Source organism: Pseudoxanthomonas putridarboris, assembly GCF_038321125.1.
Lineage (GTDB): Bacteria > Pseudomonadota > Gammaproteobacteria > Xanthomonadales > Xanthomonadaceae > Pseudoxanthomonas_A > Pseudoxanthomonas_A putridarboris.
The window spans coordinates 85925-102791 of sequence record NZ_JBBWWT010000006.1 but is presented as its reverse complement, the minus strand read 5'-3'; the positions used below and the strand labels follow the sequence as shown (position 1 = coordinate 102791).

The following is a 16867-nucleotide window of genomic DNA, read 5'->3' as shown; positions in this document are numbered from 1 at the left end:
GTCATAGGGCGGCCAGGCGCCCCAGCATGGCGATGGCCTGTTCGACGCGGGCGTCCATGGGATGGCCGTAGTTGAGCCGGAGGCAGTGGGCGAAGCCGCGGTTGGCGGAAAAGATCGGGCCCGGCGCGATGCTGATGCCGTGCGCCAGCGCGCGCCGATGCAGGGCCAGCGCGTCGCTGCCGGCGGGCAGTTCCAGCCACAGGAAATAGCCGCCCGAAGGCCGGGTGACCCGCGTGCCGGCCGGGAAATGCCGGGCCACCGCTTCCATGTACTGCTGTTGCTGCACGGCCAGGGTGTTCCGCAACCGCCGCAGGTGGCGGTCGTAGCCGCCCGCTTCCAGATACGCGGCCAGCGCCATCTGCGCCGGCGCGGACGTGGCCAGCGAACCGGTGAGCTTGTGCCGCGCCACCGCCTGCGCGAAGCGGCCGGGGGCGGCCCAGCCGATGCGGTAGCCCGGCGCCAGGCATTTGGAGAACGACGCGCAGTGCAACACCAGCCCCTGCGTGTCGTAGGCCTTGGCCGGCATGGGCCGGCGTTCGCCGAAATACAGCTCGCCGTAGACATCGTCTTCGATCAGCGGCACCCGGTGCCGCGCCAGCAATGCCACCAGCGCCTGTTTCTTCGCGTCCGGCATGGCGCTGCCCAGCGGGTTCTGGAAGTTGGTCATCAACCAGCAGGCGCGCGGCCGCTGCCGTTGCAGGGCGGTTTCCAGCGCCTCCAGGTCGATGCCGTCGCGCGGATGGGTGGGGACCTCGATGGCGCGCAGGTGTTGCCGCTCCAGCGCCTGCAGCGCGGCATAGAAACAGGGCGATTCGACCACCACCGCATCGCCGGGCCGGGTCACCGCCTGCAGGCACAGATTCAACGCCTCCAGGGCGCCATTGGTGATGACGATGTCCTCCGGCGACACCGGCAGTCCGTCGATGCGATAGCGCAGCGCGATCTGCCGCCGCAGCGCCAGCTTGCCGGGCGTCAGGTCGTCCACCGTGCTCCAGGGGTCCAGGTGCTGCGCGGCGCTGGCCAGGTGGCGGCCCAGCCGGGCCAGCGGGAACAGCAGCGGGCTGGGGAAGGCCGAACCCAGCGGCACCAGTTGGCGGGCCATCGCCGATTCCAGTACTTCGAACACCAGTTCGCTGACGTCCACGGGGCGCGATTCGCCGTCGGGCCGCGAAGGCGCTTCCGGCTCCGGCGGCAGGCGCGGCGCATCGGCTGCCACGTAATACCCCGAGCGCGGCCGCGAACGGATCAACCCGCGCGCCTCCAGCAGGTAGTAGGCCTGGAACACGGTGGCCATGCTGAGCTTGCGGCGGGCGGCGGTCTGCCGCACCGAGGGCAGTTTTTCGCCCGGCCGCAGCAGCCCCTCGCGGATCGATCGCGCCACGTCCTCGGCCAGGGCCTGGTAACGCTTCACCGGCCTGCCTTGCCCGAAGGAACAGGAAGGCCGGGGTCGATGGCAGCGAGCTGAACGGGCATCTGATCTGGTTTTTTCCCGGGATTCTGATTATTGGACAACTGCACCGGCAGGACTAGCCTGACCGTCATGAACCCCACCGTCGAACTCAACCTTGCCCTGATCCTGTTCCTGCCCTGGTTTTCGATCCTGGCCGTGTTGTTCTGGCTCTATCCGCGCCAGCCACGCACGCCGGTGCGGCGCGCCTTCGACGGCATCAGCCTGGTGCTGGCGACATTGCTGTCGGGCTGGGGCATGCACTGGGGCTTCCTGCACGCCGACCCGCACGCCGGCGCGATCTGGAAACAGGTGCTGGCCACGTCGGTGGCGTATGGCCTGTTCCTGATGGCGATGCTGGCCGCGATCGCGCTGCGCGTCTGGTGGCTGTCGCGCCCGGCGCGCTGAATCCTTTCCCCCACACGCCTGCGAGGCGTTCCATGAAGACCCTGCTGATCGTCGCCTTCCTCGGCGTCATCCTCTACAACCTGGGCGCCGGCCTGTACTACATGCTGGTCGACAACGGCTCCAGCACCCGCACGGTATGGGCACTGACCCGCCGCATCGGTTTTTCGGTGGGACTCATCGTGCTGGTGATGGTCGGCATCGCCACCGGCTGGATCGAGCCGCACGGGGTCGGCTGAGCCGCCGCGCCTTCGACAGGCGCTAGCGCGATTCGTCCCCGTCCACCGCGCGCCGGCCGACGGCGGGATCGTCGGTGAAGAACCCGCCGATGCCGAGCGCCAGGTAGGCGCGGATCTCCGCGATCGAACCCGCCTCGTTGCGCTGGCGCGGATCGTCGCCTTCCCGCAACGCGCGCGGCAGGAAATGGTTCTCCGGCCGGAACGTGTAGGGCCACACCTGCAGGCCGGCGGCCAGCGCGTCGCGCATCAACGGCGCGGGTTCGCCCAGCGCGCCTTCCGCGGTTTCCGGCATCAGCGTGCGCGTCCACGGGCCGATGATCTCGGCGTACTCGGCGATCGCGCGCAGGCCCTCCGGCGCCATCAGGCCGGCGTAGCGGGTGGCGGCTCCGGCGGCCAGCGCATCGCCGGGCCGGGCCTCCGGCCCGTCCAGCAGCTGCAGCAGCCGGATGTTGGGATGGCGCGGCCCCAGGCGTTCGCGCAGTTGCCGCAGGTTGGCCTGCTCGAAGGACTGGATCACCACCGGCGCCGTGCGCGTGTACGCATGCGCCTGCAAGGCGTCGAGCAGCTTCTGCTCCATCGGCAACCCGATCGCCTGGAAATGCGTGCCGTGCTTGATCTCCGGGATCAGCCCGACGACGCGCCCACCGCGCTCCGCCTGTTGCGCCACCCACTCGATCACCTCGTCCAGCGTGGGCACTTCGTGCACGCCGTCGTGCGCGGTGCCGCGCAGCTGCGGCAGGCGTTCGCGCGCGCGCAGCGTCTTCAGTTCGGCGAGGGTGAAGTCCTCGGTGAACCAGCCTTCCACCGCCTGTCCGTCGATGTGTTGCGTGCGCCTGCGGTCCGCGAACTCCGCGCGCGAGGCGACATCGGTGGTGCCGCCGATCTCGTTCTCGTGCCGCGCCACCAGCACCCCGTCGCGCGTGGACACCAGGTCGGGCTCGATGAAGTCCGCGCCATCGGCGATGGCCCGCGCGTAGGCCGCCAGCGTGTGCTCCGGCAGCAGCGCGCTGGCGCCACGGTGGCCGATGACCATGACCGGCGGCGACGGCGACGGCGCATCCTGCGCGCGCAGCGGAGCGGTCATGGCGATCATGCCGATGGCGGCCACCAGGCCGGCCAGGACAACGCGGTGCGACAACATGCGGCGACCTCCGTGGACTTGGTCATGGGAAACGGTTCCGCATGCGGAACCCAGACAGCACAAAGCCCGGTAGACAACCGGGCTTTGGGTACAACGTGGGAGGAGAGAGGACCGCGTTGCCGCCATTATTCTCCACCCGGATCATGACAGCCGGACGACAGCGGTCACTCCACCGTCACCGACTTGGCCAGGTTGCGCGGCTTGTCGACGTCGGTGCCGCGGGCCAGGGCGGTGTGGTAGGCCAGCAACTGCACCGGGATGGTGTGCACGATGGGACTGAGCACGCCGACGTGGCGCGGCGTGCGGATCACGTGCACGCCTTCGGATTCGCTGAAGTGGCTGTCCTGGTCGGCGAATACGAACAGCTCGCCGCCGCGCGCGCGCACTTCCTGCATGTTCGACTTCACCTTCTCCAGCAACTTGTCGTTGGGGGCGATGACCACCACCGGCATGTCGGCGTCCACCAGCGCCAGCGGGCCGTGCTTGAGCTCGCCGGCGGGATAGGCTTCGGCGTGGATGTAGGAGATTTCCTTCAGCTTCAACGCGCCTTCCAGCGCGATGGGATAGTGCAGGCCGCGCCCAAGGAACAGCGCGTCGGACTTGGGCGCGAAGCGCTCGGCCCATAGCGCGATCTGCGGCTCCAGGTTCAGCGCGTGCTGCACGCTGCCGGGCAGGAAGCGCAGCTCTTCCAGATAGCCGGCTTCTTCTTCCGCACCGACCTTGCCGTGCAGCTTGCCCAGCACCACGGTCAGCTGGAACAGCGCGGCGAGCTGGGTGGTGAAGGCCTTCGTGGACGCCACGCCGATCTCGGCGCCGGCGCGGGTGTAGCAGACCAGTTCGCTGGCGCGCGGGATGGCGCTTTCTGGCACGTTGCAGATCGACAACGTGTGCCGGTGGCCCAGCGACTTGGCGTACTTCAGCGCCTCCATCGTGTCCAGGGTTTCGCCGGACTGCGAAATGGTCACCACCAGGTGCTTCGGGTTCGCGTAGGCGGCGCGGTAGCGGTACTCGCTGGCGATCTCCACGCTGCACGGCAGGCCGGCGATGGCTTCGATCCAGTAGCGCGCGGTCAGGCCGGCGTAGTAGCTGGTGCCGCAGGCGAGGATCTGCACGCCCTCGATGTCTTTCAGCACCGTCTCGGCGTTGTCGCCGAACAACTGCGGAGTGAAGCCGTTCTCGATGGCCGCCTCGATGGTGTCGGCCAGCGCGCGCGGCTGCTCGTGGATTTCCTTCTGCATGAAGTGGCGATACGGGCCCAGTTCCAGCGAGGCCAGCGACACGTCGGAGACGTGCACCTCGCGCTCGATCGGCTGGTCGTTACCGTCGAACACGCGCACGGCTTCGCGCGTCACCTCGGCGGTGTCGCCCTCTTCCAGGAAGATCACCCGGCGCGTGGCCTGGATGATCGCCGACACGTCCGAGGCGACGAAGTTCTCGCCTTCGCCCAGGCCCACCAGCAACGGGCAGCCCATGCGCGCGCAGACCAGGCGGCCAGGTTCCTTGCGGCTGACCACGGCCAGCGCGTAGGCGCCGGTGAGTTCCTTGACCGTGCGCTGCAACGCGGCCAGCAGGTCGTCGCCGCCCTTCAGGTGGTGGTGCATCAGGTGGGCGATGACCTCGGTATCGGTCTGCGACTCGAACGCGTAGCCCAGCGCGCGGAGTTTCTCGCGCTGTTCCTCGTGGTTCTCGATGATGCCGTTGTGCACCAGCGCCACGCCGTGGCTGATGTGCGGATGGGCGTTGGATTCGGTGACGCCGCCGTGCGTGGCCCAGCGGGTGTGGCCGATGCCCAGGGTGGCGTGGAAGCCCTCGGCGGCGGCGGCGTTCTCCATTTCCGCCACGCGGCCGGTGCGGCGCACGCGGCGCACGTCCTGCCGGTCGACCACGGCGATGCCGGCGGAATCGTAGCCGCGGTATTCCAGTCGCTTCAGTCCTTCGATCAATACCGGCACCACGTCGCGATCGGCGATCGCCCCCACAATTCCGCACATAAGCCTGCGTCATCCCTTGGATAGAAAACGAACCCGCATTGTACGTGTCCGCGACTGGACAACCGCTGTCCGCGCGGTGTCCGCGGACACCCGGACAGCCATCATTCCCCGGAAAACCCTTTTTTATTCAATCGCTTGCGTTTGGCACGCATCCTGCTTTGTGGTGCAGGTCATTCCACAGAACGCATGCCATCGATGATTCGGGACACCTCCGCGCAAGATCGCCCGCTGAACGCCTCGCAGACCCGCCCGCAGTGGCGCCGCTGGCTATGGCCCGCCGTGGGCGGCGCAGTGCTGCTGGCCGGCATCGTGTTCGCCGCGCGCGGCTGGCTGGGCGGCACTTCCTCGATCGACGGCGGGCGCCTGCGCATCGCCGAGGTCAAGCGCGGCGACCTGGTGCGCGATATCGCCGCCGACGGCCGCGTCATCGCCGCCAACAGCCCCACGCTCTACGCCGTCGCCGGCGGCGTGGTCACGCTGAAGGTGGTGGCGGGCGACCAGGTGAAGCAGGGACAGCCGCTGGCCGAGATCGACAGCCCCGAACTGCGCAGCAAGCTGGCGCAGGAGCAGACCACGCTGGCCGGCCTGGAAGCCGAGGCCAGCCGCGCCACGCTGGATGCCAGCGTGACCCGCGCCAACGCGCAGAAGGCGCTGGACCAGGCCGAGATAGATCGCCAAGCCGCCGAGCGCAACCTGCAGCGCTACCAGCGCGGCTTCGAGGGCGGCGCAGTACCGCAGGTGGACGTGCTGGAAGCGCAGGACAACCTGCGGAAGACCGAGATCGCGGTGACTCATGCGCGCAAGGACCTGGGCCTGCAGGGCCAGGGCGCCAGCCTGGACGCCCGCAACAAGCACCTGCTGGCCGACCGCCAGCGCGCCGTGGTGATCGAGGTGAAGCGCCAGGTGGACGCGCTGACGCTGCGCGCGCCGTTCGACGGCCAGGTGGGCCAGATCCAGGCGGTGCAACGCTCCAACGTGGCGATCAACGCGCCCGTGCTGAGCGTGGTGGACCTGTCGGTGTTCGAGGTGGAGATCAAGGTGCCGGAAAGCTTCGCCCGCGACCTGGCCATCGGCATGCCGGCCACGCTGACCAGCAACGGCGCGCCGTTCCCCGGCGAGATCTCCGCGGTCTCGCCGGAAGTGGTGAACGGCGAAGTGGTCACCCGCCTGCGCTTCTCCGACAAGCAGCCACCCGGCCTGCGGCAGAACCAGCGGCTGTCCGCGCGCATCACGATGGACACGCGCCGCAACGTGCTGATGGTCGAACGCGGGCCGTTCGTCGAACAGGGCGGCGGTCGCTACGCCTATGTCATGGACGGCAGCTCGGCCATACGCCGTCCGGTGCAGTTGGGCGTCAGCAGCCTGAGCAACGTCGAAGTACTGGGCGGGCTGCAGCCCGGCGACAAGGTCGTCGTCTCCGGCAGCGACCTGTTCGGCGAGGCTGAACGCGTCTCGGTCAATTGAAAGCCGGGATTCTGGATTGGAGATTGGGGATTCGCAAAAGCAAGCGATCACCCTCCGGTCTTCGAGTCCCACCACGAATCCCGAATCCCCAATCTCCAATCCCCGCCACAAAGGAATCCGACATGCTAGAAATGCGCCAGGTGTCCAAGGTCTACCGCACCGAACAGGTGGAAACGCACGCGCTGCGTTCGCTGGACCTGCATGTCCGCGAAGGCGAGTTCGTCGCCGTCACCGGTCCCTCGGGTTCGGGCAAGACCACCTTCCTCAACATCGCCGGCCTGCTGGAAACCTTCACCGGCGGACAGTTCCTGCTCGACGGGCAGGACGTCAGCGGCCTGAACGACGATGCGCGCTCGCGCCTGCGCAACCAGAAGATCGGTTTCATCTTCCAGGGCTTCAACCTGATCCCGGACCTGAACCTGTTCGACAACGTCGACGTGCCGCTGCGCTACCGCGGCATGCCCGCGGCCGAGCGCAAGCAGCGCATCGAGGAAGCGCTGGCGCGCGTGGGCCTGGGCTCGCGCATGAAGCACTTCCCGGCCGAACTCTCCGGCGGCCAGCAGCAGCGCACCGCGATCGCCCGCGCGCTGGCCGGCAGCCCGCGCCTGCTGCTGGCGGACGAACCCACCGGCAACCTGGACTCGCAGATGGCGCGCGGGGTGATGGAACTGATGGAGGAGATCAACCGCCAGGGCACCACCATCATCATGGTCACCCACGACCCGGAACTGGCCGCACGCGCGCAGCGCAACGTGCACATCGTGGACGGCGCGGCCACCGACCTGTCGGTGGAGCCGGCGCTTATCCGCGCGGCGCAGGCCTCCGCAGCCGATCCCGCTTCCACCAACGCGTAAGGGGAACGCCATGTTCGGCTATTACTTCAACCTCGCCCTGCGCAGCTTCGGGCGCAACAAGGCGCTGACCACGCTGATGGTGCTGGCGATCGCGCTGGGCATCGGCGCCAGCATGACCACGCTGACCGTGTTCTACGTGCTGTCCGGCGATCCGATCCCGCAGAAGAGCGGCAAGCTGTTCTACCCGCGCATCGATCCTCGTCCGATGAACGGCTTCACGCCCGGCGAGGATCCGGAAGCGCAGATGACCCGCTTCGATGCCGAGGCCCTGCTGCGCGACGGGAAGGGCGACCGGCAGGCGCTGATGAGCGGCGGTTCGGTGGCGGTGGAGGCCGAGGACGGCAAGGTCGAGCCTTTCGCCGTGGACGCGCGCTACACCTCGGCGGACTTCTTCCCGATGTTCGAGACACCATTCCGCTACGGCGGCGGCTGGAGCGCAACGGACGACGAATCGCGCGCCCGTGTCGTGGTGATCTCCAAGGCGCTCAACGACAAGCTGTTCGACGGCGCCAACAGCGTCGGCCGCAACCTGCAATCCTCCGGCCATACCTTCCGCATCGTCGGCGTGCTGGACGAGTGGCGGCCCACGCCCAAGTTCTACGACATGACCAACGACCGCTTCAGCGAGGTCGAGCAGGTGTTCCTGCCGTTCCTGACCTCGCGCGCGCTGGACCTGGGCAGGCAGGGCAACATGAACTGCTGGGGCGATTCGAGCAAGGAAGAGGAAGGCTCCGCCGGCCCCAACGCACCCTGCGCCTGGCTGCAATACTGGGTGGAACTGGGCACATCGGAAAAGGTCCAGGCCTACAAGCAATACCTGATGAACTATTCCGACCAGCAGCGCGCCGCCGGCCGCTTCGAACGCCCCACCAACGTGCGGCTGGACGACGTGATGGGCTGGCTGGACGAGAACAACGCCGTGCCTGGCGACGTGCGCCTGCAATTGTGGCTGGCGCTCGGCTTCCTGGCGGTGTGCCTGCTCAATACCGTGGGCCTGCTGCTGGCCAAGTTCCTGGGCCGCTCCTCGCAGATCGGCGTGCGTCGCGCGCTGGGCGCCACGCGCCGCGCCATCTTCACCCAGTGCCTGGTGGAAGCCGGCACCGTGGGCCTGGTCGGAGGCGTGCTGGGACTGGTGCTGGCGTGGCTGGGCCTGTGGGCCGTGCGCCAGCAACCGGCCGGCTACGCCGAACTGGCCCACATGGACGTACAGATGCTGCTGACCACATTCGCACTGGCGATCTTCGCCAGCCTGCTGGCAGGGCTGCTGCCGGCGTGGCGGGCGATGCAGGTGACGCCGGCCATCCAGCTCAAATCCCAATGACCTACCTACCCCTTCCCCCGCAAACGGGGAAGGGGGCCGAAACCAGAGGCTCACCATGGACATCCGCCCCATCCTTTCCACCCTGGCCCGCCACAAGACCGCCGCCGCGCTGATCGTGCTGGAAGTGGCGCTGTCGTGCGCGATCATCTGCAACGCGGTGTTCCTGATCAACAACCGGCTGGAACGCATGAATCGCCCCACCGGCCTGGCCGACAACGAGGTCGTGCGCGTCAACATCGGCGGCATCGGCAAGGCCGATGACGCCGACGCACTGGTCAAGCAGGACGTCGCCAGCCTGCGCGCCATCCCCGGCGTGGTGGCGGCCAACAGCATCAACAACGTGCCGTTCGACAGTTCCTCCTGGAACAGCTCGGTCAGCCTGCAGCCCAACCAGCCGATGCCCAACATGAACGTCAACGTCTTCCTGGGCGAAGGCATCATCGACACGTTCGGACTGAGGCTGGTGGAAGGCCGCGATTTCACGCCGGACGAGTATCAGAACTGGACAGAGCTGAACGAACCCAGCGCCCAAAGAACCATCCCCTCCGCGATCCTGAGCCGCGATGCGGCCAACAAGCTGTTCCCGGGCGAGAGCGCCATCGGCAAGAACATCTATGCCTGGAACAGCGACGACGTGCCGCACCGCGTCGTCGGCGTGGTGGAACGGTTGATCCGCTCCAACGACTACGGCGGGCAGGCCCAGCATGGCTACACGATGATCCTGCCGATCCGCGACATGACCGTGGGTCGCTTCGCGCTGCGCACCTCGCCGGAGCGGCGCGACGAAGTGCTGAAGGCGGCCGTGGCGCAGTTGCAGAAGAACAGCGCGCGCCGGCTGATCCTGCGCGAAGGCACCTTCACCGACGTCCTCCGGGACTACTACCGCGAGGACCGCGCGATGGCGTGGCTGCTGGTGGCGGTGATCGTGGCGTTGCTGGTGGTGACGGCGCTGGGCATCGTGGGCCTGGCCAGCTTCTGGGTACAGCAGCGTACCAAGCAGATCGGCATCCGCCGCGCGCTGGGCGCGACCAAGGGCCAGATCCTGCGCTACTTCCAGACCGAGAACTTCCTGCTGGCCAGCATCGGCATCGTCATCGGCATGGTGCTGGCCTACGGCATCAACCAGATGCTGATGGGCAAGTACGAACTGCCGCGCCTGCCGCTGCTGTACCTGCCGATCGGCGCCGTGCTGCTGTGGCTGCTGGGCCAGGTGGCCGTGTACGGCCCGGCGCGCAAGGCGGCCTCGGTACCGCCGGCGGTGGCGACGCGTTCGGCGTGAACCTGGCATGGCGCACTTCCTCGCGGGGGAGTGCGCCATCGAGCGCGAGGAGATGAGCATGCATCCGCGCCTGCTTATGCTGGGCCGCCACCCTGGATTGATGGCGCTACTGGTCGTCCAGTCGGCCATCGGCTTCGTGCTGGCCTGCAGTGCCTGGTCCGGACTGCGCTCGCTGCAGATTGCGCAGGACGCTCCCAGTGGCATCGCGCATGACGAACTGCTGCTGGTGAGGCCGTTGCGCCTTGCGGATGGCCGCGCTCCTTCTTCGTCCGCGGTCCTCGACGTGCTTCGCCGCATCCGGGGAGTCGAGCGGGCGAGCGCCAGCAATCAGTCGCCGTTCGGATACACGTCTTCCTGGAACTTCGATGTATCGGCGGAACACCGACATCGAAGAATGGTGGCGTCAGCCTACCTGGGCGATGCCGACCTGCTGGAGACGCTGGGTGCCACGATGCGTACCGGTCGCGGCTTCGTTCCCGGCGAGCACCGGGACTACGGTGGCGATCCATCGCGGCCGCATGAAACGCCCCTCGCCGTGGTGGTGAGCGCCACGCTGGCGCAGCAGCTCTACCCTGGCCAGGACGCGCTGGGCCGGCCGGTGTACCTGCACAAGCGCATTCCGCTGCATATCGTCGGCATCGTCGAGGATCTCCCGCTCCCCGTGAACGGCCGGCGCCTCAACGACGGCACACGGGCGTTGTTCCTGCCACTGCGTATGGTGGATGCCACCGCGGCCCATTTCCTCATCCGCACGGACGCATCGGAACGCGACCGCATCGCCCGGGATGTGGAACAGGCGCTTCGTGCCGCCTATCCATCGTGGGTCGCCGAAACACCGGCTACACTCTCGTCGCTTCGCACGAATTCCTTCGCCCCGGAACGAAGGCGCTCCGCGCTGATCGCACTGGCGTGCGCGGGTGGGATATTGCTGGCGATGTTCGGTTCTTTCTCCACCGGGCAATGGTGGCTGCAACGCCACGTACAGGAGCTGAGCCTGCGACGCGCGCTCGGCGCCAGCCAACGCCAGCTTGCCATTGAACTCAGGCTGGAGTATTTCGTGCTGACCTGCCCCGGTATCGCGCTGGGCCTGGCGCTGTCGCGTGGCGTGCCGGCGAACATTCCGCCGTCGTGGATCGACACTTCGCCGGCAGCGGTCGCATCGGTGTCGGCGCTGCTCATCGTACTGGTCCAGTTGGCGGTGGCATGGCCCATCCGCAAAGCAACCGGCATCCCCCCGCATCACGTCGCCCGCTGTCCTTCGGTTAGGCTATAGCGCATGCCTACGATCCTCATCATCGACGACAACCTGGCCGTCAGCACCGCGCTGAACGTGCTGTTCTCGCTGCACGACATCGACACGCTGCACGCCGAGTCGCCCGAGGCCGGGCTGGCGCTGTTGCAGGAGCAGTCCGTGGACCTGGTGATCCAGGACATGAACTTCACCGCCGACACCACCTCCGGGCAGGAAGGCGAAGCGCTGTTCGCCGCGATCCGCGCACAATGGCCGGACATGCCGGTGATCCTGCTGACTGCCTGGACCCATCTGGAAAGCGCGGTGGGCCTGATCAAGGCCGGCGCCGCCGACTACGTGGCCAAGCCCTGGGACGATCGCAAGCTGCTGGCCACGGTCAACACGCTGCTGGAACTGTCGGAAGCGCGCAGCGAACTGGACCGCCGCCGCGGCCGCGAGCGGCGCAGCCGCGACCAGCTTTCGCAACGCTACGACCTGCGCGACGTGGTGTTCGAGGACCCCGCCAGCGAGCGCGTCATCGCGCTGGCCTGCCAGGTGGCGCGCTCCGACCTGCCGGTGTTGATCACCGGCCCCAACGGCGCCGGCAAGGAGAAGATCGCGGAGATCATCCAGGCCAATTCCAGCGTCAGGCAGGGCCCGTTCGTGACCCTCAACTGCGGCGCGCTGCCGTCGGAACTGATCGAGGCCGAACTGTTCGGCGCCGATGCGGGCGCCTACACCGGCGCCAACAAGGCGCGCGAGGGCAAGTTCGAAGCGGCCGACGGCGGCACGCTGTTCCTGGACGAGATCGGCAACCTGCCGTTGACCGGGCAGATGAAGCTGCTGCGCGTGCTGGAAACCGGCCGCTTCGAACGGCTGGGCTCCAACCGCGAGCGCAAGGTCTCCGTGCGGGTGATCAGTGCGACCAATGCAGACCTGCCCACGATGATCCGGGAAGGTACGTTCCGCGAGGACCTGTACTACCGCCTCAACGCCATCGAACTGACGCTGCCGCCGCTGGCCGAGCGCCCCGGCGACATCCTGCCGCTGGCCGAGCGCTTCCGCCCCGACGACAAGCCGCTGGGCGAAAGCGCCCGTGCCGCGCTGTTGCGCCATGGCTGGCCGGGCAACGTGCGCGAATTGCGCAACGTGATCCAGCGCGCCGGCCTGCTGGCCACGGGCGAGCGCATCGAGGCGGTGGATCTCAACCTGCCCCGGCCCGCGCCCGCGAAAAGCGCGCACGTGGTGGAACCGGAACGCGCCGACATCGAAGCGGCCATCGCCAAGGCCGGTGGCGTCATCGCGCAGGCCGCGGCCGAGCTGGGCATGAGCCGGCAGGCGTTCTACCGCCGCATGGAACGTTTCGGCATCAAGCCCTCATGAGCGACCGACGATGATCCGACGCTCGCTCCCCGGCCGCATACTGGCGTGGCTGCTGCCGCTGCTGGCGCTGGCCATCGCGTTGCCCGTCCTGTTGTCGCACTGGCTGCAGGACGACGTGCTGGCGATGACGCTGTCGGCATTGGTCGTCCTGCCGCTGGCGATGTGGGCCATCCGCCGTGGCCTCCGCTCCACGCGTTCCCTGTTCCGCGCCCTGGCCGGCAGCGTCAACAGCTATCGCGACGGCGAGTACAACTTCGGCATCCACTGGAGCGGCAACGACGAGCTGGCCGAACTGGTCAGGGCGCATTCCGACCTGGGCGACGTGCTGCGCGAACAGCGCCAGAGCCTGGTGCAGCGGGAACTGCTGCTGGACACGATGGTGCAGAACACGCCGGTGGCCATGCTGCTGGTCTCCCCCGGCGGCGATGGCATCCGCCGCGTGGTGTTCGCCAATGTGGCCGCGCGCAAGCTGCTGCACAGCGGCTGGAAGCTGGAAGGCCAGGACTACGAGGCCCTGTTGGCGGCCGCGCCCGTCGAGATGCGCGAGGCGCTGTCGCGCGGCGGCGACAGCCTGTTCGCCATCGGCAGCGAGGAGGAGGATGGCGAAGAGCAGGTCTACCACCTGGCGCGCCGCAACTTCCGCCTCAACGGCCGCCCGCACGAACTGCTGCTGCTGCGCCTGCTGACCAACGAGCTGCGCCGGCAGGAAGTGATGACCTGGAAGAAGGTCATCCGCGTGATCAGCCACGAGTTGAACAACTCGCTGGCGCCGGTGGCCTCGCTGGCGCATTCCGGCGCGGAACTGGTGCGGCGCGGGCGCTACGAACGGTTGGAGGAGGTGTTCGGCACCATCGAGGACCGCGCGCGGCACCTGGAAGGCTTCATCCGCGGCTACGCGCGTTTCGCCAAGCTGCCGCAGCCGCAGTTGCAGACCGTCAACTGGCGGACTTTCCTGGAGGGCCTGCAACGGCAGATCGCGTTCGAGTTGGTGATGCCGGACGCGGACGTGAGCGGACGCATCGATCTTGCGCAGGTCGAACAGGCGCTGTTGAACCTGCTGAAGAATGCCCACGAATCCGGGACGACCGCCGACGGCGTGTCGGTCCAGCTCACCCGCCTGCCCGAGTGGTTGCGCATCGAAGTGATGGACCGCGGCAGCGGCATGAACGATGCGGTGCTGCAGAACGCGCTGGTGCCGTTCTATTCCACCAAGCGCAACGGCACCGGCCTGGGCCTGGCGCTGACCCGCGAGATCGTCGAGGCCCACGGCGGCCGGCTGTCGCTGCACAACCGCGAGGGCGGCGGGCTGTGCGTGGCGATCCAGTTGCCCGAGAATCCCTGATTCAACCGGGGTCGCCATCCAGACCTCACCTTATTGGTACCGGAGCCGATCCCGCATGGCACCTACTCCCCCTCTCCCTCAGGGAGAGGGCAAGGGGTGAGGGCGAACCGCCGCGATGCTGCTTTTCATGGTTCGGGGTCATGTATGCCCCGACACGCTACTTCTTCACCGGCCGCCGCCAACCTTCGATGGTCGCCTGGCGCGCGCGCGCCACGGTCAGTTCACCGGCGGGCGCGGGCTTGGTGATCACCGAACCGGCCCCGATGGTGGCGCCGTCGCCCAGCGTCACCGGCGCCACCAGCGAGGAATTGGAACCGACGAATACGTTGTCGCCGATCGTGGTGACCGACTTGTTCACGCCGTCGTAGTTGCAGGTGATGGTGCCGGCGCCGATGTTGGTGCCGCTGCCGACCACCGCATCGCCCAGGTAGGTCAGGTGGTTGGCCTTGCTGCCCTTGCCCAGCACGGCTTTCTTGGTCTCGACGAAGTTGCCGATATGCACGCCATCGGCCAGCACGGTGCCCGGGCGCAGGCGCGCGTAGGGACCGATCTGCGCGGCGCCTTCGCTGACCACGCCTTCCAGGTCGCAGTGCGCGCGCACCAGCGTGCCGGCCGCCAGTTTCACGTCCTTCAGGCGGGTGAACGGACCGACGACCACGCCATCGCCCAGCTCGACTTCGCCTTCCAGCACCACGTCCACGTCGATCTGCACGTCGCGGCCCACGCGCACGCTGCCGCGCTGGTCGAAGCGCGCCGGGTCCAGCACCCGCGCGCCCTGCACGCACAGCGCGCGCGCGGCGCGCAGTTGGTAGGCGCGTTCCAGTTGCGCGAGCTGCCAGGGATCGTTGGCGCCCTCGGCTTCGATGGGGTCGGCCACCAGCACCATTTCCGCCGCGTTGAATTCCTCGGCCGCCATCGCGAACACGTCGGTCAGGTAGTACTCGCCCTGCGCGTTGTCGTTGGACAGGCGGGCCAGCCAGCCTTTCAGCGCGCTGGCATCGGCGGCGATGATGCCGGTGTTGACGATGCGGATGCGGCGCTGGTCCTCGTCCGCATCCTTGTGCTCGACGATGGCGGCCACGCGGCCTTCCGGATCGCGGACGATGCGGCCGTAGCCGCCGGGATCCGTGGGTTCGGCCACCAGCACGGCCAGCCGCCCCGGCGCGTCCAGCAGGCGCCGCAACGTCTCCGCGCGGGTCAGCGGCACGTCGCCGTACAGCACCAGCACACTGGCCCCGTCCGGCACATCCGGGATCGCCTGCGCCACCGCGTGGCCGGTGCCCAGCTGTTGCGCCTGGTGCGCCCAGTGGAGGTCCGGCTGGTCCGCGAGCGCGGCCTGCACCTGGTCGCCACCATGGCCATGCACCACGTGGATGCCGGCCGGCGACAGCGCGCGCGCCGCGTCGATCACGTGCGCCAGCATCGGTCTGCCCGCCACCGGCTGCAGCACCTTCGGCAGTGCGGACTTCATCCGCTTGCCCTCGCCCGCGGCCAGGATGACGACGTGTAGTTCCTTCATGAGCTTTCCCATACGATTATGTCGGCGTTGCGCCGTGCCGCGATGTTATCAATTCCCCGGCTATACCCGGCACCGGCATGCCAAAGGTGGCGCCTACGGATCATCCCGGGCTCCGGATAAGATACCGCCATGCTCCGCCGCCTTTCCCACCATGCTTTTTTTCGCCAGAGCGGAAGTTACGTCATCGTGGGCCTGTTGCAGTTGCTGCTCGACTGGCTGGTATTCGTGCTGCTCACCGCACTGGGCGTGCCCGCGGCACCAGGCAACGTGGCCGGACGCGTGAGCGGCGCGCTACTGGGATTCTGGCTGAATGGGCGCGTGACCTTCGCTCATGGCGGCCAGGCGCGGTTGGGCTGGTCGCGCTTTGGCAGATTCATGCTGGTTTGGCTGCCACTGACGGCCGTCAGCACGGTGCTGGTGAGCTGGGCAGCATCGGCGCTGAGCCTGCATCTGGCCTGGCTAGCCAAGCCCTTGGTGGAAGGCATGCTGGCGATGGCCACATTCTTCTTGTTGCGCCACGTGGTTTATCGCTGACACTCCCGCGCAGGGTGGCGCCCTGGCGCATCAGTGCACCCCTCCGTCCGTCGAGATAGCGACCCAGGAAGAGGCTCCTAGCCATGGCTCACGGCAGATCGTGAAACGCCTCTTCCACGTTCACCCGTGCCGATCCGTGGCCGGTTGACGAATCCGTTTCTGCCGTCGCGACTCACGTCGCTCCCACAAGGGCGACAGATGACGATCGCACAAAAAAACGCCGGCACGGGGCCGGCGTCTGCGAAGCAAGACCGCGATGGGTATCAGTGCTTCAGGTTCTTGCGCAGGCGCTCCAGCGCGCTGAGCTGGGCGATGCTCATGGCCAGCTGGGCCTGGGCTTCCTCCACGCTCATCTTCGGGTCCTGCTTGGCCAGGATGCGCTCGGCTTCTTCCTTGGCCTTGCGGACCGAGGCTTCGTCGATGTCCTGCGCGCGGATGGCGGTGTCGGCCAGCACGGTGACGACCTGCGGCTGCACTTCCAGAATGCCGCCGGAGATGGCGAAGTCCAGGTGCTCGCCGCTGGGCAGCGTTACCACCACCTTGCCCGGCTTCAGGCGGGTGATCAGCGGCGCGTGCTTGGGCGCGATGCCCAGTTCGCCCAGCTCGCCGGTGGCGACGACCAAGGTGGCTTCACCGTGGAAGATCTCCTGCTCGGCGCTGACGATGTCGCAACGGATGGTGCTACTCATGACTCGCTTCTCTTCCGTTTCCCCCTCT

Annotated in this window: 15 protein-coding genes; 10 read left to right on the top strand and 5 right to left on the bottom strand. The window is 67.9% G+C overall.

Annotated elements, in window-relative coordinates; all coding sequences use genetic code 11:
- Position 1: 1 nt before the first annotated feature.
- Positions 2 to 1411, bottom strand: a complete 1410-nt coding sequence (locus tag AAD027_RS13685; RefSeq protein WP_341726579.1) for an aminotransferase-like domain-containing protein — start codon at positions 1409 to 1411, stop codon at positions 2 to 4.
- A gap of 129 nt (positions 1412 to 1540) precedes the next feature.
- On the opposite strand from AAD027_RS13685, the gene AAD027_RS13680 reads away from it, so the two are divergent.
- Positions 1541 to 1855 (top strand): hypothetical protein, encoded by a 315-nt coding sequence (locus tag AAD027_RS13680; protein ID WP_341726578.1) that lies wholly within the window; start codon positions 1541 to 1543, stop codon positions 1853 to 1855.
- 32 nt (positions 1856 to 1887) lie between these two features.
- The gene (locus AAD027_RS13675; RefSeq protein WP_341726577.1) at positions 1888 to 2091 is read left to right on the top strand and encodes a twin transmembrane helix small protein; all 204 of its coding nucleotides are present in this window, start codon (positions 1888 to 1890) and stop codon (positions 2089 to 2091) included.
- 22 nt (positions 2092 to 2113) lie between these two features.
- Here the strand turns inward: AAD027_RS13675 and AAD027_RS13670 are convergent, their stop codons facing one another.
- Together AAD027_RS13670 and glmS are read right to left on the bottom strand one after the other, a co-directional pair.
- Positions 2114 to 3232, bottom strand: coding sequence for a glycerophosphodiester phosphodiesterase (locus AAD027_RS13670; protein ID WP_425605462.1), 1119 nt, complete (start codon positions 3230 to 3232; stop codon positions 2114 to 2116).
- A gap of 164 nt (positions 3233 to 3396) precedes the next feature.
- Positions 3397 to 5223, bottom strand: a complete 1827-nt coding sequence (gene glmS, locus AAD027_RS13665; protein ID WP_341726576.1) for a glutamine--fructose-6-phosphate transaminase (isomerizing) — start codon at positions 5221 to 5223, stop codon at positions 3397 to 3399.
- 195 nt (positions 5224 to 5418) lie between these two features.
- On the opposite strand from glmS, the gene AAD027_RS13660 reads away from it, so the two are divergent.
- The 7 genes from AAD027_RS13660 to AAD027_RS13630 all read left to right on the top strand — a co-directional run bounded on the left by AAD027_RS13660 (position 5419) and on the right by AAD027_RS13630 (position 14097).
- Complete coding sequence (locus tag AAD027_RS13660) at positions 5419 to 6687, top strand: efflux RND transporter periplasmic adaptor subunit (protein WP_341726575.1); 1269 nt, start codon at positions 5419 to 5421, stop codon at positions 6685 to 6687.
- A 122-nt stretch (positions 6688 to 6809) separates the two neighbouring features.
- Positions 6810 to 7541 carry an ABC transporter ATP-binding protein gene (locus tag AAD027_RS13655; protein WP_341726574.1) on the top strand — a complete coding sequence of 244 codons (732 nt, stop codon included), beginning with the start codon at positions 6810 to 6812 and terminating at the stop codon, positions 7539 to 7541.
- A 10-nt stretch (positions 7542 to 7551) separates the two neighbouring features.
- Entirely contained in the window at positions 7552 to 8862 is a 1311-nt protein-coding gene (locus tag AAD027_RS13650; RefSeq protein WP_341726573.1) for an ABC transporter permease, read from the top strand.
- Positions 8863 to 8917: 55 nt separating this feature from the next.
- Positions 8918 to 10141, top strand: a complete 1224-nt coding sequence (locus tag AAD027_RS13645) for an ABC transporter permease (RefSeq protein WP_341726572.1) — start codon at positions 8918 to 8920, stop codon at positions 10139 to 10141.
- Positions 10142 to 10148: 7 nt separating this feature from the next.
- Complete coding sequence (locus AAD027_RS13640; protein WP_341726571.1) at positions 10149 to 11414, top strand: ABC transporter permease; 1266 nt, start codon at positions 10149 to 10151, stop codon at positions 11412 to 11414.
- A gap of 3 nt (positions 11415 to 11417) precedes the next feature.
- Positions 11418 to 12755, top strand: a complete 1338-nt coding sequence (locus tag AAD027_RS13635) for a sigma-54-dependent transcriptional regulator (RefSeq protein WP_341726570.1) — start codon at positions 11418 to 11420, stop codon at positions 12753 to 12755.
- 10 nt (positions 12756 to 12765) lie between these two features.
- Entirely contained in the window at positions 12766 to 14097 is a 1332-nt protein-coding gene (locus AAD027_RS13630; protein ID WP_341726569.1) for a sensor histidine kinase, read from the top strand.
- Positions 14098 to 14254: 157 nt separating this feature from the next.
- On the opposite strand, the gene glmU is transcribed toward AAD027_RS13630, so the two are convergent.
- Positions 14255 to 15616: a bifunctional UDP-N-acetylglucosamine diphosphorylase/glucosamine-1-phosphate N-acetyltransferase GlmU gene (gene glmU / locus AAD027_RS13625; protein ID WP_425605461.1), complete on the bottom strand. Its 1362-nt coding sequence runs from the start codon at positions 15614 to 15616 to the stop codon at positions 14255 to 14257.
- A gap of 129 nt (positions 15617 to 15745) precedes the next feature.
- On the opposite strand from glmU, the gene AAD027_RS13620 reads away from it, so the two are divergent.
- Complete coding sequence (locus AAD027_RS13620) at positions 15746 to 16150, top strand: GtrA family protein (protein ID WP_341726567.1); 405 nt, start codon at positions 15746 to 15748, stop codon at positions 16148 to 16150.
- Between the two features lie 263 nt (positions 16151 to 16413).
- Here the strand turns inward: AAD027_RS13620 and AAD027_RS13615 are convergent, their stop codons facing one another.
- On the bottom strand, positions 16414 to 16839 hold the full coding sequence (locus AAD027_RS13615; protein ID WP_341726566.1) for a F0F1 ATP synthase subunit epsilon: 426 nt from the start codon (positions 16837 to 16839) through the stop codon (positions 16414 to 16416).
- Between the last annotated feature and the right edge of the window lie 28 nt (positions 16840 to 16867).